Raw genomic sequence first — 17,322 nt, forward strand, 5'->3', positions numbered from 1 at the left:
ATCGGCCGAACCCACGCCCGAACCCGCGTGCTGATCCTGGCCCAAGACCTCCACGTCCGCGTCATCAACGCCACCACCGGCGAGATCCTGCGCGAGCTCACCATCGACCCCACCCGCGACTACCAGCCCCAACACCCACGAGGACGAAGGGCCTGAACCCACGAGCCGTGGTTTCAGGCCATTCCGATGTCCTGCGACATCACATGGCGGTAGCGGTGGGATTTGAACCCACGGTGGGCGATTAACCCACACAGCATTTCGAGTGCTGCACCTTCGGCCGCTCGGACACGCTACCTGGCCGAGACAGGGTACCCAACGGTGCCGGTCCGCCCAAACCGAGCACCGCCGTCGAGCAATCAGACCCGCGCATACCGCCGCACGAACGCCGACAGCAGCACATGCGCGTGACCCACCGGGGCGCCGCGGACGCTGCTGATCACCGCGTCACGGGTCTCAGGAGGGAAGTAGCCGTGGTTCGCGTAGACGCGGATGCGGTGCACGATCGCGTCCTCGTCGAGCTCGGGGTGGAACTGCGTGGCGTACATGTTCTGCCCGAGTCGGAACATCTGCACCGGGCAGGAGTCAGCCGTGGCGAGCAGCACAGCGCCCGGAGGCAGCGACGACAGAGCCTCCTTGTGGCCCACGTAGGCCGCGAACACCTCAGGCAGATCGGCGAGCAGCGGGTCGCGGCGACCCTCCGAGGTCACCGTGACCTCCACCGCTGAGACCGGCTCGGAGTAGGTGGAGTCGACCACCCCGCCGGCGTGCAGCCCGAGCGTGCCCACCCCGTAGCAGGCGCCGAAGAAGGGGAAGTCGCGGGGCACCACCTGGTCCAACAGCCGCCGCAGATCGGCCTCCACACGCACCTGCAGCTCCGACTTGTGCCGTTCGCCCGAGTTGAACGGGCTGCCGCCGAGGAAGATCCCGGAGTACGCGTCGAGGTCGATCGCCGGCAGCGGAGACTGCTCCAGCCGGAACCGCACCAGTTCCTCGGACGCGAGCTCACCGAACTGGAGGAACGAGTCGTACTCGGCGTCCGCTGCGTCGTCCTCAGGCCGCGTGGAAAGCAGCAGGAACGGTCTCATTGGCTCGCGATCCACGTGGCGAGCACCACCAGTGCGACCACCAACGCCACCGCGTACCCGAGCACCATCCCGCCGATCGCGAGTCCGCGGCCGGTGCGGGCGTTGCTGCGCGTGTGCCACAAGCCGGCGTGGCCGAAGCCGATGGCGAAGAGAGCCGGAACCAGCAGGAACACGCCGGCGATCCCGCACACGAGCGCCGCCACAGCGAACCCGCTCGTGGGTGCAGGCCGCGCCTCGTAGCCCGGACTGGAGAAGGTCTGCTCGTAGCTCGGCAGCGGGCGGGTGTAGGGGTTGACGAACACCTGCGGGTCGACCGGGGCGCGCAGGTCGGCGCGGCTGCGGGTCGACAACGAGTCCGGTACGTGCAGGTCGAGATCGGCGGCACCGTAGGGGGCTGCGGGCGCCGACAGCGGGGTGAACCCGGGAGCACTCACTCCTCGACGTCCTCGGCTTCTTCGTCCTCGATCGGGCGGCAGCCCTCGGGCGCCGGGATCGGCGCCTCGGGGTCGAGCGTCACCTCACCCTCGGAGAGCACACCCTCAAACGCCTCCCCGAGCAGAACGTCCACCGTGGCGTCCTCGCGGTCGTCGAGCACGATCTGCGCGCCGTTGAAGAGCCCCGCCAGCGTGTACGCCGCCGTGACGCCGAGCGGACCGGTGGTGATCTGCACCGCCCCGCCGTACGGCGTCCCGTCCGCCAGGTTCCCGACCTCGACGCCGCGGTTCTGCAGCGTGGCCGCGGTGCGCGAGGCCAGCCCCTGCTCGTCGGTCCCGTTGAGCACGTTCGCGCTGATGTCGGCGTACGCCACGGGTGTGGTGTCCGCAGGCGGGCACGGCGGTGCGATCGGCTCCGGTGTGGGTGCCGGCTCGCCGCTGTTGACCGGGATGTCGATCGGGGAGGGGATCACGCCCGACCAGACCGCACCTCCGAGCAGGCCCACGAGGAGCAGTGCGGCCACGAGCGTCCCGAAGATCACCGTCTGGCGTTGCTGCATATGCCGACGGCGAGCAGCCCGGGCTCGGACTGCCTCGTTGCTCTGACTCACGCCGCCAAACCTAGCCGACGACCCCGGCCCGGCCGCTCACGTCAGGTCCAGCACGCGCGCGTGCAAGACGTTCCGCTGCCCGAGCGCGGCGCGCAGCGCTCGGTGCAGCCCGTCCTCGAGGTACATCGTGCCCTTCCACCGGACCACGTGCGCGAACAGGTCGCCGTAGAACGTGGAGTCCTCGGAGAGGAGGCTGCGCAGGTCGAGGGTGGACTTGGTGGTCACGAGCTCGTCGAGCCGCACCTGCCGCGGCGGCACCTCGGCCCAGTCCTTCGGCGTGGTGCGCCCATGATCGGGGTACGGGCGCTCGTCGCCGACAGACTTGAAGATCACGCCCCCGATCCTAAGAGACCACGGCCGCCGGTCGGCATCCTTCGCTGGGTGGACATCTCGCCCCATCGACGGGCACGCCCAGGAGGGCCAGGATGTCCTCATGTCCTCCCCACCCCCTGGTCCGCCCGGTCCGTACCCGCAGGGCCCGACCGCGCAGCCCGGCTTTGGTCCGTCCCCTCACCCTGGTCCTGCTCCCGGCCCGACGGCGCAGCCGGGGTGGGGAGGTGCGCCTCCTCCTGGGTGGGCCGGCCCACCCGGCCCACCGCCCATGGCGAGCCAGGGGCGGGGCCAGGCTCCGCCGTCGGACAGGCTCACGACGGTGGCCCAGATCCTGTGCCCGATCCTGGTGATTGCGGGGTTGAGCATTCCGCAGCACGGTTCGGTCGGCTGGGCCGACTACACGCTGTGGGCGGTGTTCGCGGCTGTCGCGGCGTTGGCGCAGCTGATCACGCTCTCGGGGAACCGGGACCCGGTGCAGGCGACTGTGATCCGCACGATCGCCACCGGTGCGCTGGTGGCGTACTGGGTGGTGATCGTGCTGCCGGGCATCTCCTCCAACGGCGGGTTCCTGCAGACGCTGGGGGTCGGGTGTGCGGTGGTCGCGGCCTGGCTGGGCGGCGCCCGGCGATGACCGGCCGGCTGGCGCTCGCCACGGTCGCGCTGCTGCTGGCGCTCGGGCTGCCGTGGGGTGTGGTGGGGCCGGAGACGGAGTATGTGGCCGGGTGGATCGCGCCCAGCTACTGCAGCGTGGACTCCGACGGCTGGTTGTGGTGCACGCCCGGCTTCACCAGCCCGGGCTACACCGTGCCCGGTCAGGGCGCCGCCTACGCGGGGTTCCAGACCTCGGCCCGGTTCACGATCGTGCTCGCGGTGCTGCTCATGGCGCACTGGACGCGCAACGGCGGCCGCTGGCAGCTCCCGGCCGCAGCGCTGCTGCAGGTGGGTGCGGTGGTGCTGGCGGGGTCGGCGCTCCGCTCGGGTGCGGTGGCGGCGTTGATCGCGGCGGCGCTGCTGCTGGCGGAGTCGGGTCTGCTCCGTGGACGCTCGTTGCCGGCGATGGGCGGCACAGGTAGAATCTCACAGCCATTCAGCAGCGCATAGATAGTCGATCTCAGCAGAGGAGCCGTGGTGGCCGACGTGGTCCGTGCCGTCTACGAGATCGAGACCGCGCTCCCGCTGGAGCAGACCGCCGCGGTGATGGCGGGCGAACAGAGCAGTGGCACGTTCGTCGCGGTCGCGCGTGAGACCGACGAGCTCAAGGCGCGGTTTGCCGCGCGCGTGGTCGAGATCGCCGAGCTGCCGCCGAGCGGGCTGCCGCCGTTGCCTGGCGCCTCGGGTGACTGGACGCAGGCGCGTCGCGCCCGGGTGACGATCGAGTTCCCGCTGCACAACTTCGGCCCCTCGATCCCCAACCTGCTGGCCGCCGTGGCCGGCAACCTGTTCGAGATCCGCGAGGCGGGCGCGCTCAAGCTGGTGGACCTCGAGCTGCCGCAGGCCTTCGCGGACGTCTACGGCGGCCCACAGTTCGGGGTGGACGGCACGTTCGACCTCGCGGGGCGCGGCCACGACGGGCCCCTCATCGGCACGATCGTCAAGCCCAGCATCGGTCTCGACGCCGCGCAGCTCGCCGAGCTCGTCACGGAGCTCGCCGATGCCGGTATCGACTTCATCAAGGACGACGAGCTGCAGGGGAACTCGCCCGCGCTGCCGCTGGCGGAGCGTGTGTCGGCCGTGATGGCGGCCCTGCGCGCGAGCGCCGAGCGCACGGGCAAGCTCCCGATGTACGCCTTCAACATCACTGATGACATCAGCCGCCTCGGCGAGCACCACGACCTGGTGAAGGCGCACGGTGGGACATGCGTGATGGTGTGCGTCAACACGGTCGGGATCGCGGGGCTGCAGTACCTGCGCGAACGATCCGAGCTGCCGATCCACGCCCACCGCACGATGTTCGGTGCGATGAATCGGTCGCCGCAGGTGGGGATCGGCTTCCACGCCTCCTCGAAGCTGTGGCGGCTCGCGGGCGCCGACCACGTGCACACCAACGGGCTCCGCAACAAGTTCTACGAGGACGATGCCACGGTCCTCGACTCGATCACCGCGGTCCGCACGCCGCTGCTCGACACCACGCCGTGCCTGCCCGTGCTGTCCTCGGGTCAGTCGGCCGGGCTCGCGCACGCCACGTATGAGGCGGTGGCGACCACCGACCTGCTCGTGCTGGCCGGTGGCGGCATCCACGGGCACCCTGGCGGTTCGGCTGCCGGAGTGCGGGCGATGCGGGAGGCGTGGGATGCCGCGGTGGCGGGGGAGTCGCTGGGCGACCGCGCGGCTGCGGTCCCCGAGCTGGCCACCGCGCTGGATCGGTTCGGCCGGTACTGATGGCGCGGTTCGCGTTCTACGGCGACGACTTCACCGGCTCGGTGGACGCCCTGCTGCAGTTCCGCCGCACGGGTCTCGACGGCGTCCTGGTCACCTCGCCGGAGGCGCTCGCACGGGCGGGTGATGCCGACGTGGTCGGCATCGCCGGTATCGCTCGCTCCTTACCGACGGCGGAGCTCGAGTCCGAGGTCGGTCCTGCCTTCGAGGCGCTGCTGGCTCTGCAGCCCGCGGTGCTCCAGTACAAGGCCTGCTCGACGGCGGACTCCTCACCTGAGGTCGGCAGCCTCGGTCGGGTGATCGAGATCGGCCGCGCACTCGTGGGAACCGCACCGGTACCGGTGCTGCTCGCTCAGCCCGACTTCGGCCGCTACACCACCTTCAGCCACCACTTCGCTGCCGATCGCGGCGAGGTCTACCGCCTCGACCGCCAGCCCACGATGGCGAACCACCCGGTCACTCCGGCGACCGAGTCGGACCTCCGGCGGCACCTGGCCGCGCAGACCACGCTGCGTGTGGAGGGGATCCACTGGCCCGGGTACGCCGACGAGGCGACCCTCGCTGCCGCCCTCGCTCCGACGCGCGACGACGTCGACGTCCTGGTGCTCGACGCCCTCACCGACGCCCACCTCTCTCAGGTTTCAACGACGTTCCGACCCCCCAACCCGCTTTCAACGACGTTTCGACCCCCCACCCGCTTCATGCTCGGGTCCGGTGGCCTCACCCGGGCACTCGGACTCGGGGTCGGAGCGCCAGCCCTGGACGGGGGTCGAAACGTCGTTGAAAGCGGGGTGGTGGTGCTCAGCGGGTCGGCATCGGCGCTCACCTGGCGGCAGGTCCAGGCCGCGGTCGCGGCCGGGTTCGACGCTGTCGACCTCTTCGACGACGGCGGAACCGAGCAGGTCGTGGATCTCGCCTCGCGTGGGCGGCCGGTCATCGCGTACTCCGCCCGGCCCGATTCTCCACGTACGGCCACGAGCGCCGAGATCGAGGAGCGGCTCGCTGCGATCGGCACCACGACCCTGCAGCGCCGACCCGACACCCGCCTCGTGGTGTGCGGCGGCGACACCTCTGGCAACGTGCTGCGACGGCTCGGCGTTGACTCACTTCGCATCGTCAGTAACCCCTGGGGCATCGTCTCGCTCTGCCGCGCAGAGGGCACGGCCGAGCACCTGCGCGGTGGCATCGAGATCGCGCTCAAGGGCGGCCAGATGGGCCACGAGAACCTGTTCGACGACATCCGCAGCGGCACCCCGCTGCCCTGACCTGCTGAACCAGAGGAGACCCCTTGCTCACCGACACCCGTGCGAGCGCCCATGCCGTGATGACCTCGGCGGCAGCCGGCTCGGTCGAGGTCGACGGCGACGCCCCGCTGGCTGCCCTGCACGCGGCCGCCAAGACCACCACGATCCCCACGATGGGCGAGATCTTCTTCGACCCGGACCGCGCGCACGCCTATCAGAACTTCCTCGTGGCCGGCGGCACCACCGAGGGCACCCGCGGCGCCCATCACGGCGCCTCGTTCATGGACGGTGACCTGTACAAGTGGCTGGAAGCCGCCGCCGTCGCGTCCGCGAGCGGGGCCGATGACCTGGCGAGGCTGGTGGACAAGGCGGCCGACGCCGTCGTCGGAGCCCAGCGCGCCGATGGCTACATCCAGACCAAGACCACCACGCGTGAGGCCACCGGCGGGCCGGGCCCGCTCGCGGCGCGGTACGACTTCGAGACGTACAACTTCGGGCACCTGATGACGATGGCGAGCCTGGCGTACCGAGCCAGTGGCGACGACCGGTTCCTCGGCGTCGCGCGGCGGCTCGGCGACTGGGTGATCGAGGCCGTGGAGCAGCAGCCTGAGCGGTTCGCCGACTGCAACATCTGCCCCTCGCACTACATGGGCGCGGTCGAGCTGGCGCGTACTACCGGCGACGCTCGGTACACGGCGCTGGCGGCGCGGCTGATCGAGCTGCACGGCGGCAAGGGCCGCGAGGGCAGTGACGACAACCAGGACCAGCAGCACGCAGCCGAGCAGCGCGTCGCGGCCGGCCACAGCGTGCGCGCCAACTACCTCTACGCCGGCATGACCGACGTGGTGCTCGAGACCGGCGATCCCGCGCTGCGTGAGGCCGTGGACGCGATCTGGGAGGACCTGGTCACGCGCAAGCTCTACCTCACCGGCGGCTGCGGCGCGCTGTACGACGGCGCCTCACCCGATGCCGCGCAGGACTACTGGTCGGTGACCAAGGTGCACCAGTCTTACGGCCGTGCGTACCAGCTGCCGCAGACCACGGCGTACAACGAGTCGTGTGCTTCGCTCGGGTTCGTCATGTGGGCGTGGCGGATGCTTCAGCTGACAGGTGAAGGCCGGTTCGCGGACGAGATCGAGCGGGTGCTGCTCAACGCGCTGCCCGCGATGATCGGCGACGACGCGATGACCTACCTCTACACGAACCCGCTCCGGCAGGTGAAGGATCTGCCCTACGAGCTTCGCCGCGCGGGTGACGAGTTGAAGGCCACCACCGGGGTGCGTCCTTCACATATCCGGCCGCGGCAAGCCTTCATGGACTCCTCGTTCTGCTGCCCGCCCAACATCGCGCGTGCGCTCGCCGAGCTGCCGTACTACCTGTACGCGACCTCGAGCGATGGCGTGTGGGTGCACCAGTTCGTGAGTGGGTCGTTCCAGGCAGAGGTCGACGGCGGAGCGTTGCGTCTGGAGGTCTCGACCAGCTATCCGCTGGCCGGGTCGGTGACGATCCGCGTGAGGGCGGACGTACCCGTGCGCGCCGCCGTGCGGGTGCGCATCCCCGGGTGGGCGGGGGACGAGGCACGGGTGAGCATCGACGGTGAGGCGAGCACCGCCGTCGAGAACGGCTATGCCGTGATCGAGCGGGAATGGAGCGATCAGACCATCACGCTCGACCTCCCGATGCAGCCCCGACTGGTGGTGGCGCACCATTTCGTGGAGGAGGCCACCAACCAGGTCGCGGTGATGCGCGGGCCGCTCGTGTTTGCTCTCGAGGAGGCGGACCTCCCCGAGGGGGTCGCGATCGATGAGGTGTACCTGCCGCGGACCGTCGAGCTGACGGCGTCCGAGGGCGAGGGCGTGTTCGCGGGATACCCGGTGATCGAGGGCGTGGCGCGGCGCGTGCCGCGGCTCGTGGCGAGCGGTTCGCTGTACGGGGCGCTGCCTGCCGTGGAGCCCGAGGAGCTTCCGGTCCGGCTGGTGCCGTACGGGCGCTGGGGCAACCGCGGCGACGGTGAGATGTCCGTGTGGCTGCCGGTGATGTGGTGACGGAGAGCGTGAGAAGGAGACTGCGATGACAAGACTGGCTTACATCCATACCGGGGCCGTGGTGATCCCCACGTTCGCGGCGCTGTCTGCCGAGCACCTGCCGGGCGTGGAGGTGCAGCACCTGCTGGACTCGACCATCGTGGGCGACCTCGGTCGCGACGCCGAGGGCACCGGTGTGAGGCAGCGGTTGGAGGCGCTCGGCGCGGCCGCCGTGGCTTCGGGCGCGTCCACGGTGGTGTTCTCGTGCAGCTCGATCGGCGGGTACGCGCCGGGGCTGGCCGAGACGCTGGGCGTCCCGGTGCTGCGGATCGACGAGGCGATGGCCGACGAGGCGGTCTCGCGCGGCTCGCGCGTGGCTGTGATCGCCACGCTGCCCACCACGCTCGTGCCCACGGTGGCGCTGCTGCGGGACCGGGCTGCGCTCGCGGGGGCCGAGATCGAGGTGACGGACCAGGTGGTCGAGGGTGCGTTCCAGGCGATCGCCGGCGGCGACGCCGCCACCCACGACCGACTCGTGGGCGAGGCGATCGTCTCGCTGGCCGCCGAGAACGATGTGGTCGTGCTCGCGCAGGCGTCGATGGCCGGCGCAGCGGCCTCCGTGGACGTCACCGTGCCTGTGTTGACGAGCCCCGAGCTCGGGGTCAAGCGGATCGCGCAGGCGATCGCTGGCTGAGCACGCCGCGCCGCCCCTAGTGCGGCCCGGCAGGCACCCAGCCGTCGCCGCAGACGCCGCCCTCGGTGGACTCCGTTACCCGGATCTCCTCGCCCGACGGACTGAGCAGCGGAAGGTAGAACTTCGCCATCTCCACGCTCGACTGCGGCACGTAGTGGAAGATCAGCGACCGACGGAACCTGTCGGCGGACCTGTTCGGCCCCGAGCCGTGGACCATGCTGCCGTGGAAGAACAGGGCATCGCCCGGTTCCATCACGGTCTGCTCGGTCGACATGCCGTCCGGAAGATGGATCGCCTGCTTGCTGAACGAGGTCTCGGGGTCGGCGTCGCCGGGGCAGATCAGCTCGAAGGTGTGTGACCGGGGCACCATCTGGAGCCCGCCGTTCTCGTCATCGACCCGATCGATCGCGATCCAGACCGCGATGCAGGTCTCGGGGTGCGACTGCAGGAACAGGTTGTCCTGGTGCATCGCCTGACCCCGGGCGGTGGGTGGCTTGAAGTAGAACATCGACTGGGCGCCGTTCACGGGGCCGATCATGGCTTCGACGCGATCGAGGATCCGCCGGTCGAGCATGTAGCGCCGCGTCAGCCGGCCGACCTCCAGCTCGGGATGACGGTGCGGGTGGATGAACCGCGGGTAGCGGGCAAGGATGTCGTCCTTCGGCACACCGTCGTCGTGGCCGAGGCTGCTGTCCGAGGTGACCTGTGCCATGAACGCATCGCGGAGGGTGTCGATCTCGTCTCGGTCGAGGATCGAGGTGAGGTGGACCACGCCATCCTCGGCGTAGCGCTGGGCCAGGTCGGCATCGGGTGGGGTCGCGGTGATCGTCATGGCAGCCACGATGCTCGTTCACACGTGCGGTCGCCATGGTCAGAACGCTCGCCGACATGGAGGATTCGTCCTTGGTCGCCACAGCGCCGCACTGCCCATGGTGTCGATTCGTCCAGGTCAGGAGCCGGTCTGTCCATGGCCGGGGCGTGGGCGGCGCTGCCAGGATCTGAGACCACGGCCCTGTGGGGACCGTAGAAGGAGGACCGAGTGCCCGCAACGACGCAGGCCGGCCAGGACGACGACTGGGCGGACATCTCCGTGCGACCCATCATGGTCGGCCTCTACTCCTGCGATCCGAGCTGGGACCTGCCGCGGCGGCAGCGGGCGCACTATCAGGTCTGGGCCGTCACGTCCGGCGTCATGGATTTCAGGATCGGCACCGACCGCACCGAGCATGTCGGTGAGCGATCCCTGATCATCCTTCCGCCACGGGTCCCGCAGCGCGCCTCCTACCGTGACGGTCGGTTGCAGACGTACGTCACGCACTTCATGGCTTTCGACCACGGTGTGCCGAACCTCAATCTCTGGCAGCCGGGCATCATCAGGTCGGTGCCGGTGGCCGCCTGGGAGCGCATCGTCGCCGAGCTGGGCGACCTGGCCCGCGCCATGGCCGGGCCGCCTGACTCCTGCTCGCGTTCCTCGCGGCTGTTGGCGAGTGCCGCACTGACCGGAGTACTCGGCAGGATCGAGTCTCTGCCAGAGCGGCCCGCAGCGCGACAGGGGTCCATCGCGTCGTCTCCCTCGGTGGCCGCGGCGATCGAGTACGTTCGCGCCCACCCCGACGCACCGCTGTCGACGCGAGTGCTCGCTGCGCACGTGCATCTGAGCTCGGCGGCACTGCGAACGAACTTCCGCCGAGCCGTGGGTCAGTCTCCCGGAGAGTTCGTCAAGCAGTACCGCCTGAGCGTCGCAAAGTCGCTCCTGCGCGAGAGCAGCCTGTCCGTCGCCGCGATCGGGCGTCGTGCGGGCTACCCAGACCCGTTCTACTTCAGCCGAGTGTTCCGTGCGAGCGAAGGAGTGCCTCCCTCGCAGTGGCGAGAGTCGCTCGACGACACGTTGAACGCCGGATCGACGGCGATCGATGCCGCTGGCGACCCGCGCGGCACCGCGATGCCGCGGTGACACCACGTGCAGTGTCCGTTCACCCGACGCTGCGAGACCGAAGGATGACGCACGATCTGGCGCCACGCCGTCGATCGTGTGCAGCACGAGAGACACGCTCACGATGGAGGAATCGATGAAGATCACTCGCCGCACTGTGATGGGAGCCATGGTCGCCGCTCCGGCGGCCGCGCTGATGGGCGCCTGCTCGAGGGGACAGGATGGACCCCCGGCCGACGGTAGCGGCACACCGCTCCGGTTCGGGTTCTGGGGCAACGACCTGCGCGTGGAGACGTTCGGGCAGGTCGTCGAGCTCTTCGAGGAGGCGAACGACGGCGTCGAGGTGGTGACCGAGCCCGGTGAGTTCGACGCGTACTTCCAGCGCCTGGCCGTGCAGACGGCAGGCGGCGACGCCCCGGACGTCATCTCGATGGACTTCGCGTACTTCAGTGAGTATGCACGCAGGGGTTCACTGGCGGACCTCTCCGAGCTCGGACTCATCACCGATGGCTTCCCTGAGGGGCTGGTCGACTCGGGCACGGTCGACGGTGCGCTGATGGGCCTGGCTCACGGCATGGGTGCGGCCGCGCTGCTCGGCAACCCTGCGGTGCTCGAGGCCAGTGGGATCGTGTTGCCTCAGGACGCGTCGTGGACATGGTCCGAGCTGATCGACGTGGCAGCCGCGATCAGCGAGACGGGTACCGCCATCGGGCTCGGCGGCCGCACGTTCGTGCAGTCGCTGGCCTTCCAGTCCTTCCTCGCCGAACGGGACAAGCGGACCTTCACGAGCGACGGCCATCTCGGGTTCGTGGCGGACGACCTCGCCGAGTGGTGGGACCTCATGCTCGTGGCCGCGCAGACCGGTGCGATCTCCTCGGCGGAATCGATCGTCGAGGAGGCAGGTCTCGATGTCGACCGCAGTGGGCTCGCGACCGGCTCGATCGCGATCGACACGTGGTGGTCCAACCAGCTAGCCGGGATGAACAACGCCGCCGACGAGCAGATGCGGCTGCTCCGGCTCCCGTCCGATGCAGGCAGCGCGCCGCCGATCGTCTTCCAGCCCACCGTCTACTGGACGGTGTCATCGCGGTCCGAGCAGCCGGAGCTCGCAGTCAGGCTGATCAACTTCTTCACGACCGAGCCGGCCGCCGCCCGACTCATCATGACCGACCGCGGGCTCCCAGGGCACGAAGGCGCACGCGCGGCCATCCAGGACCAGCTGTCCGAGGCAGATCGGGCCACTGTGGATTACGTGGGTGAAGACGCCAACGATGGCCTGGCGCCCTACCCGCCGCCGGTGGGAGGCGCGCAGCTGGGTGACATCTATACCCGCGCCGCGACGGATGTGCTGTTCGATCGGCTGGCCCCGGTCGACGCAGCAGCTCAAGTGATCGCTGAGGTGGAGGCGGCGATCAGCGGCTGAGGTGGTCCTGAGCCGGTGGCGACACGGGTCACTGAGACGTGCGCCGCACCCGTTGCCGGTGGTTGCGGACGTTGTTGCCCTGGATCTGGGACTGCTGCGTTCCCCGGACCTCGTTGACCTTCTGGTCGCCACCGGTGATCGGGGCGGCCTCGATGCGGGTCTCGGTCTCGAACGAGTGCGACTTGTCGGTATTGCGGTAGTAGCGGAACAGCAGCAGGTAGACGGCGACGCCCGCGATCGGGCCGGCGAGCAGGAGGCCGGCGGGGCTGCCGTCGCCGGACCCGCCGCCGGCGAGCACCGGCAGCGCCGTGGCCAGGATGTCGACACCAGCGGACATCAGCTCACCACCAGGACAACGATCGCGATGGCTTCGACCACCACGCCGACTGCCGCGGAGACGGCGAGCAGCCGTCCCTGCGCCACCGGGATGCTGCCCATCGTCTCGCCGGTGCGCCCGTTCACGGCGATGTAGTGGACCATGTTCTTGTCCTTCTGGAAGTACGAGTACAGCCACACCGGCAGATACATCGACACCCAGCGGGTCCCGTGCACGTCCAGTCCCTCGGACTCCCAGCGGACACCGCGGTCGTACCGCGAGGTCGCCGGCGCCACCTGGGACCGTGCGATCGACAGCAGCTGGTTCTCCAGCGCGGGGCGCAGCTGGTCGACATCCTGATCACGCTTCTCGGAGGAGAACCCGTTGAGGTAGTTGGCGTTCCATCGCACCGCGTTCGTGGTGTCGAACGGCAGGATCGTGTTGATGATGTTGTTGGTGTTGACGCGCGTGTCCATATTGGCGCGCTCGGCCGAGGACTCGATCGTGAGGTCGTCGACCGTGAAGTCCACGTGGCGGTGGATCTGGTACACGTCGGCGTCGTAGTAGGTCCTCCGGTCGTCGCCGCTCCCGCGCGTGTAGCGGCCTGTCTCGACCTCGCCGTGGCCGTACACGTCGCTGCTGACGTTGCCGTCGACCACCATGTACGGCATGTAGACGCCGACGACGTTCTGCGGTGTGAACTCTTTCAGGAATTGGCGGTTGGCGAACGTGCGGCGCTTGCTCGCGAACTCGGTGATCCGAGCCACCGCATCCTCGTGCGACACCGCGAACGGCAGCACCGCGTCCGGCACCGCCCCGTTGGCGATCTGATTGTTGATCGTCAGGACGTGTCGGCACCAGTGGCATCGGGACGACATCGCAGCCTCGGTGTTGACCACCACCTCCGCGCCGCACCCTTGGCACTTCAAGGTGACGACGGCGTTCGCGTCGGCATCGATGTTCGCCGCACCCGAGCCGACCTGCGTGCCACGCAGCTGGGTGAGGTCGCCGTCGTCGAACAGCTCGCCCTGAGCCTTCTGCTCGTTCCACTCGTGCCGGCAGAACAGGCAGATCAGCATGCCCGTCGAGGCGCGCAGCTGGATATCGGTGGAGCCGCAGCGCGGGCAGCGGTTGACGCCGTCGCCGAGGCTGGTGTTCTGGGTGTTGACGACCTCGGGTCCGGTCGGGCCGACAGGGACGGGCGGCGCGGCAGCGGCTTGCTCAGGCGGCGGTTGCCACGGGGGTGGTGATGTCATCGGTGCTGACCTCTACAGGCCGAGCGCCTTGGCCTTCGCGGCGTTGTAGTCGTCCTCGCTGATCAGGCCGGCGTCGAGCATCTCCTTGAACTTGGCGAGCTTGGCCACCGGGTCCTCGGCGTCCTGAACCGGCGCGGGCGCCTGCGGCTGGTCCGCCGGCGGCTGGCCGTACGGCTGCTGCTGGGCGGGCACCTGCTGCGCGTAGCCACCGCCCCCGACACCGGGAACCGGCTGCTGCAGTCCGCCGAGCCCGGTCGCGCCCGCGGCCATGCCCATGCCGACCAGCCCCGCGCCACCGCTGTTCTCGCCGGCGGACTCGAATCCCGCCGCCACCGAGGCCTGCAGGTTGGAGTTGCCGCGGGCGCCGGAGAGGGCGTCGGCACGCTGCACGTTGCGCAGCAGCTCGCGGGTGTTCTCGTCGTACTCGATGGAGATGATCGCGGTGCTGACGATCGTCAGCCCCCGGCCGGTGCTCCAGCCGTAGTTCTGCTCGACGGCGGCCGACAGGCTCTGCGCGAAGCCGATCGAGTCCTGCTGGATCTTGGTGATCCGGTTGCCCTTGCTCGGGTCGTTCGTGTACATCGAGAACGCCGGCGCGAGCGACCCCACGACCTCGTTGAACAGCTGCGAGGCGGCGTCGTTATCGATGTCGGTGAAGTCGAAGACCTGACCCGGCTCGAGGTACTTCGCCGGGAGGTAGTTCTTCACGAACAGGATCGGGTCGCTGATCTTGAGCGTGTAGGTGCCGCGAGTGATCGCGCCCACCTGCGCGTTCATGTAGGCGTCGTCCCAGTAGATCTCCGACTGGGTGCCGAAGCGGTTGTTCGGAAGCTCCTTGAGCGTGACGAAGTAGGCGCGCTGCTGCACTCCCGGGCGGCCACCGAACTTGAAGCGCTCGAACGAGGTGGTGATCAGCGGGCTGACGATCCCGTTGCCCGCGAAGATCGACTGCGAGTCCTGCGCCTCGGAGTTCCACTCGTACCCGCCCGGCTCGGCCGCGAAGCCGGTGATGGCGCCATCCTGCATGAGGATCAGGCCGTAGCCCTCGGGGACGATGATCTTGCTGCCGTTGCTGATGACGCCGTCGGAGCCGCTGGTGTTCGAGCCGCGCCCGGCGTTCGTGCCCTGCGGCACGGCGGAGAAGACCGCGGCGGTGGGGCTCAGACCCTGCGGGACGGTGAAGAAGTCCTTCCACTGGTCGGCCAGCGTGCCGCCGATGGCGCCGGTGATCGCCTGAATGAGTCCCACGTCGTGCCCCTTGCTCGTCGCCGATGTGTGCCGGGCCGCAGCGGCCCTGGTGTGCGGACCCGAGGTGACCCGCGTCCGTTCGTGAGTATATGGATCCCCTCGGTCACAGCACAGGGGCACCAGGGGTGAGGTCTACCCGTGCGGCCGGGTGAGGCAGGGCGCGGTCAGCTCCGGTTGCTCTCGCCCTCGGGGCGCAGATCGAGGCGCCGCAGCAGCTGGGCGTTGAGGGCGACCAGCACGGTCGAGGCGGACATGAGGATCGCGCCGACGCTCATCGGCATCACGAAGCCCACCGGCGCCAGCACGCCGGCGGCGAGCGGCACCGACAGGAGGTTGTAGCCGGCCGCCCACCACAGGTTCTGCTTCATCTTGCGGTAGGCGGCGCGGGACAGGTTGATGACCGAGCGCACCGACCGGGGGTCCGAGCTGGCGAGGATCACGCCTGCGGAGGCGATCGCGACATCGGTGCCGGCGCCGATCGCGATCCCCACGTAGGCCTGCGTGAGTGCCGGAGCGTCGTTGACGCCGTCGCCGACCATGGCGACCTTCTTGCCCTCCTGCTGCAGCTGCGCGACGGTGGCGGCCTTGTCCTCGGGGCGCACACCGGCGAACACGCGGTCGATGCCGAGCTCGTCACCGACGTGGTGGGCGACCGCCTCGGCATCGCCGGTGATCATGACCACCTGGATGCCGAGCGTGTAGAGGTCGTCGACAGCGCTGCGGGACTCGGGGCGGATCTCGTCGGCGAGCGACAGGCCTCCGATCATCGTGCCGTCGCGCAGCACGTGCAGGATGATGGCGCCCTCCTGGCGCCAGGCGTCGGCGGCGCCGATCTCGGGTTGATGGGTCTCCTCGAGCAGACGCGGGCCACCGACCCTGATCTCGCTGCCGGCGACGGCCGCGGTCACGCCCAGGGCCGGCTCCGAGGTGAAGCCGCTCGCGCGCTGGACCTCCAGGCCACGCTCGCGCGCCGCCGCCACGATCGCCCGCGCGAGCGGGTGCTCGCTGTCGGCCTCGGCGGCGGCCGCCAGCGCGAGCACGGCGTCCGTCTCCTCCCCGGGAGCAGGCTCGATGCCGACGACGGTCGGCTCACCCGTGGTGAGCGTGCCGGTCTTGTCGAACAGCACGGCGTCCACCTGGCGCATCGACTCCAGCGCCAGCCGGTCCTTGACGAGCACGCCGGCGCGAGCCGCACGCTCCGTGGCGATGGACACCACGAGGGGGATCGCGAGTCCAAGTGCGTGCGGGCAGGCGATCACGAGCACCGTGACCGTGCGGATCACGGCGGCATCGGGCTGGCCGATGATCGACCAGACGATCGCCGTGATCAGTGCGGCGCCGAGCGCGAACCAGAACAGCCACGCGGCGGCGCGGTCGGCGATCCGCTGCGCGCGGGAGCTGGACGCCTGCGCCTGTGCGACCAGTCGGTTGATGCCGGCCAGCGTGGTGTCCTCGCCGGTGGCGGTGATCCGCACGCGCAGCCCGGAGTCGGTCGCCACGGTGCCGGCGACCACGGGCTCGCCTGTGCCGCGCGCGACCGGCCGGGACTCGCCGGTGATCATGGACTCGTCCATGTCGGCGCGGCCGTCGACGATCTCGCCGTCGGCGGGAACGCTCCCGCCGGGCCGCACGAGGACGAGGTCACCGACCGCCAGGTCGGCGGGGGCGACCATCACGACCTCGTCGCCCTCGAGCCGCTCGGCCTCGTCGGGCAGCAGGGCGGCGAGCGAGTCCAGGGCCGAGGTGGTGAGGGCGAGCGACCGCATCTCGATCCAGTGCCCGAGCAGCATGATCACGATCAGCAGCGCGAGCTCCCACCAGAACTCGAGCTCGTGGTCGACGAGCCCGAGCGTGGCGGCCCACGATGCGACGAACGCGACCGTGATCGCCAGCGCGATCAGGAGCATCATCCCCGGCTTGCGATCCTTCAACTCGCCGACCGCTCCGGTGAGGAACGGCCGCCCGCCCCACGCGTACATGACGGTGCCGAGCCCCGCCCCCACCCAGGCCGCCCAGCCGGGCACCGAGTAGCCCAGCAGCATGGCGAACATCGGCGAGAGCACCACCACCGGGATCGCGATGATCAGGTTGATCCAGAACAAGCGGCGGAACTGCGCGACATGACCCTCGTGACCACCGTGGCCTTCATGGCCGCCGTGACCTTCGTGCCCGCTGTGCTCAGCATGGTCGTCATGACCATGGTGAGCACGGTGGCCATGAGGGTCACGGTGGGCACGAGGGTCACGTCGCGCAGTTCCGCCGCCTGTTCTGGATCAACCTGATCATCGCGCTCCCGGTGGTGGCGCTCTCGCCGATGTTCGCCATGCTGCTGGGCTACTCGGTGC

18 protein-coding genes, 1 tRNA gene and 1 pseudogene are annotated in these 17,322 nt (G+C 69.8%); 10 read left to right on the forward strand and 10 right to left on the reverse strand.

Features of this window, described 5'->3' with window-relative positions; all coding sequences use genetic code 11:
* Positions 1–156 (forward strand): annotated as a pseudogene (locus ACOJSN_RS00585) (IS481 family transposase); the annotation flags it as partial.
* Between the two features lie 48 nt (positions 157–204).
* Here ACOJSN_RS00585 and ACOJSN_RS00590 read toward each other — a convergent pair.
* From ACOJSN_RS00590 to ACOJSN_RS00610, 5 genes are all read right to left on the reverse strand, one after another.
* Positions 205–295 (reverse strand) — tRNA-Ser (locus tag ACOJSN_RS00590).
* A gap of 61 nt (positions 296–356) precedes the next feature.
* On the reverse strand, positions 357–1,085 hold the full coding sequence (locus tag ACOJSN_RS00595) for a glutamine amidotransferase (RefSeq protein WP_420110565.1): 729 nt from the start codon (positions 1,083–1,085) through the stop codon (positions 357–359).
* Entirely contained in the window at positions 1,082–1,519 is a 438-nt protein-coding gene (locus ACOJSN_RS00600) for a DUF4190 domain-containing protein (protein WP_420110566.1), read from the reverse strand. The genes ACOJSN_RS00595 and ACOJSN_RS00600 overlap by 4 nt, the downstream gene beginning before the upstream one ends.
* A complete protein-coding gene (locus ACOJSN_RS00605) occupies positions 1,516–2,130 on the reverse strand; it encodes a LytR C-terminal domain-containing protein (protein WP_420110567.1) in 615 nt (204 codons plus the stop codon). The genes ACOJSN_RS00600 and ACOJSN_RS00605 overlap by 4 nt, the downstream gene beginning before the upstream one ends.
* 36 nt (positions 2,131–2,166) lie before the next feature.
* Positions 2,167–2,463, reverse strand: a complete 297-nt coding sequence (locus tag ACOJSN_RS00610; protein ID WP_420110568.1) for a type II toxin-antitoxin system VapB family antitoxin — start codon at positions 2,461–2,463, stop codon at positions 2,167–2,169.
* A 319-nt stretch (positions 2,464–2,782) separates the two neighbouring features.
* Here ACOJSN_RS00610 and ACOJSN_RS00615 point away from each other — a divergent pair, with 319 nt between their 5' ends.
* Genes ACOJSN_RS00615 through ACOJSN_RS00640 form a run of 6 tightly spaced genes read left to right on the forward strand, consistent with a single transcriptional unit; the run spans position 2,783 to position 8,801 of the window.
* Positions 2,783–3,094, forward strand: coding sequence for a hypothetical protein (locus ACOJSN_RS00615; RefSeq protein WP_420110569.1), 312 nt, complete (start codon positions 2,783–2,785; stop codon positions 3,092–3,094).
* Positions 3,091–3,564 carry a hypothetical protein gene (locus ACOJSN_RS00620; RefSeq protein ID WP_420110570.1) on the forward strand — a complete coding sequence of 158 codons (474 nt, stop codon included), beginning with the start codon at positions 3,091–3,093 and terminating at the stop codon, positions 3,562–3,564. Before ACOJSN_RS00615 ends, ACOJSN_RS00620 begins: the two co-directional genes overlap by 4 nt.
* Positions 3,565–3,591: 27 nt before the next feature.
* Positions 3,592–4,842, forward strand: coding sequence for a RuBisCO large subunit C-terminal-like domain-containing protein (locus tag ACOJSN_RS00625; RefSeq protein ID WP_420110571.1), 1,251 nt, complete (start codon positions 3,592–3,594; stop codon positions 4,840–4,842).
* Complete coding sequence (locus ACOJSN_RS00630) at positions 4,842–6,104, forward strand: four-carbon acid sugar kinase family protein (protein ID WP_420110572.1); 1,263 nt, start codon at positions 4,842–4,844, stop codon at positions 6,102–6,104. The genes ACOJSN_RS00625 and ACOJSN_RS00630 overlap by 1 nt, the downstream gene beginning before the upstream one ends.
* A 23-nt stretch (positions 6,105–6,127) precedes the next feature.
* On the forward strand, positions 6,128–8,128 hold the full coding sequence (locus ACOJSN_RS00635) for a glycoside hydrolase family 127 protein (protein ID WP_420110573.1): 2,001 nt from the start codon (positions 6,128–6,130) through the stop codon (positions 8,126–8,128).
* A 25-nt stretch (positions 8,129–8,153) separates the two neighbouring features.
* Positions 8,154–8,801, forward strand: a complete 648-nt coding sequence (locus ACOJSN_RS00640) for an aspartate/glutamate racemase family protein (protein WP_420110574.1) — start codon at positions 8,154–8,156, stop codon at positions 8,799–8,801.
* Positions 8,802–8,817: 16 nt separating this feature from the next.
* On the opposite strand, the gene ACOJSN_RS00645 is transcribed toward ACOJSN_RS00640, so the two are convergent.
* Positions 8,818–9,633, reverse strand: a complete 816-nt coding sequence (locus tag ACOJSN_RS00645) for a phytanoyl-CoA dioxygenase family protein (RefSeq protein ID WP_420110575.1) — start codon at positions 9,631–9,633, stop codon at positions 8,818–8,820.
* 207 nt (positions 9,634–9,840) lie between these two features.
* On the opposite strand from ACOJSN_RS00645, the gene ACOJSN_RS00650 reads away from it, so the two are divergent.
* Together ACOJSN_RS00650 and ACOJSN_RS00655 are read left to right on the forward strand one after the other, a co-directional pair.
* The gene (locus ACOJSN_RS00650; RefSeq protein ID WP_420110576.1) at positions 9,841–10,755 is read left to right on the forward strand and encodes an AraC family transcriptional regulator; all 915 of its coding nucleotides are present in this window, start codon (positions 9,841–9,843) and stop codon (positions 10,753–10,755) included.
* A 115-nt stretch (positions 10,756–10,870) separates the two neighbouring features.
* Complete coding sequence (locus tag ACOJSN_RS00655; RefSeq protein ID WP_420110577.1) at positions 10,871–12,157, forward strand: ABC transporter substrate-binding protein; 1,287 nt, start codon at positions 10,871–10,873, stop codon at positions 12,155–12,157.
* Positions 12,158–12,185: 28 nt separating this feature from the next.
* Here ACOJSN_RS00655 and ACOJSN_RS00660 read toward each other — a convergent pair whose 3' ends face one another.
* The 4 genes from ACOJSN_RS00660 to ACOJSN_RS00675 all read right to left on the reverse strand — a co-directional run bounded on the left by ACOJSN_RS00660 (position 12,186) and on the right by ACOJSN_RS00675 (position 17,079).
* Complete coding sequence (locus tag ACOJSN_RS00660; RefSeq protein WP_420110578.1) at positions 12,186–12,494, reverse strand: hypothetical protein; 309 nt, start codon at positions 12,492–12,494, stop codon at positions 12,186–12,188.
* A complete protein-coding gene (locus ACOJSN_RS00665; RefSeq protein WP_420110579.1) occupies positions 12,494–13,729 on the reverse strand; it encodes a TFIIB-type zinc ribbon-containing protein in 1,236 nt (411 codons plus the stop codon). Before ACOJSN_RS00665 ends, ACOJSN_RS00660 begins: the two co-directional genes overlap by 1 nt.
* 12 nt (positions 13,730–13,741) lie before the next feature.
* Positions 13,742–14,977: an SHOCT domain-containing protein gene (locus ACOJSN_RS00670; RefSeq protein WP_420110580.1), complete on the reverse strand. Its 1,236-nt coding sequence runs from the start codon at positions 14,975–14,977 to the stop codon at positions 13,742–13,744.
* A gap of 164 nt (positions 14,978–15,141) precedes the next feature.
* Positions 15,142–17,079, reverse strand: coding sequence for a heavy metal translocating P-type ATPase (locus tag ACOJSN_RS00675; protein ID WP_420110581.1), 1,938 nt, complete (start codon positions 17,077–17,079; stop codon positions 15,142–15,144).
* A gap of 18 nt (positions 17,080–17,097) precedes the next feature.
* Here ACOJSN_RS00675 and ACOJSN_RS00680 point away from each other — a divergent pair, with 18 nt between their 5' ends.
* A complete protein-coding gene (locus tag ACOJSN_RS00680) occupies positions 17,098–17,259 on the forward strand; it encodes a hypothetical protein (RefSeq protein WP_420110582.1) in 162 nt (53 codons plus the stop codon).
* The last annotated feature ends 63 nt before the right edge of the window (positions 17,260–17,322 follow it).

Source organism: Pseudactinotalea sp. (genome assembly GCF_048594945.1).
Classification (GTDB): Bacteria; Actinomycetota; Actinomycetes; order Actinomycetales; family Beutenbergiaceae; genus Pseudactinotalea.

Coding starts and splice junctions, on each gene's coding strand:
- ACOJSN_RS00640 (WP_420110574.1), top strand. CDS start 8,154: ATGACAAGACTGGCTTACATCCATACCGGGGCCGTGGTGATCCCCACG.
- ACOJSN_RS00595 (WP_420110565.1), bottom strand. CDS start 1,085: ATGAGACCGTTCCTGCTGCTTTCCACGCGGCCTGAGGACGACGCAGCG.
- ACOJSN_RS00655 (WP_420110577.1), top strand. CDS start 10,871: ATGAAGATCACTCGCCGCACTGTGATGGGAGCCATGGTCGCCGCTCCG.
- ACOJSN_RS00680 (WP_420110582.1), top strand. CDS start 17,098: ATGACCCTCGTGACCACCGTGGCCTTCATGGCCGCCGTGACCTTCGTG.
- ACOJSN_RS00630 (WP_420110572.1), top strand. CDS start 4,842: ATGGCGCGGTTCGCGTTCTACGGCGACGACTTCACCGGCTCGGTGGAC.
- ACOJSN_RS00620 (WP_420110570.1), top strand. CDS start 3,091: ATGACCGGCCGGCTGGCGCTCGCCACGGTCGCGCTGCTGCTGGCGCTC.
- ACOJSN_RS00660 (WP_420110578.1), bottom strand. CDS start 12,494: ATGTCCGCTGGTGTCGACATCCTGGCCACGGCGCTGCCGGTGCTCGCC.
- ACOJSN_RS00665 (WP_420110579.1), bottom strand. CDS start 13,729: ATGACATCACCACCCCCGTGGCAACCGCCGCCTGAGCAAGCCGCTGCC.
- ACOJSN_RS00645 (WP_420110575.1), bottom strand. CDS start 9,633: ATGACGATCACCGCGACCCCACCCGATGCCGACCTGGCCCAGCGCTAC.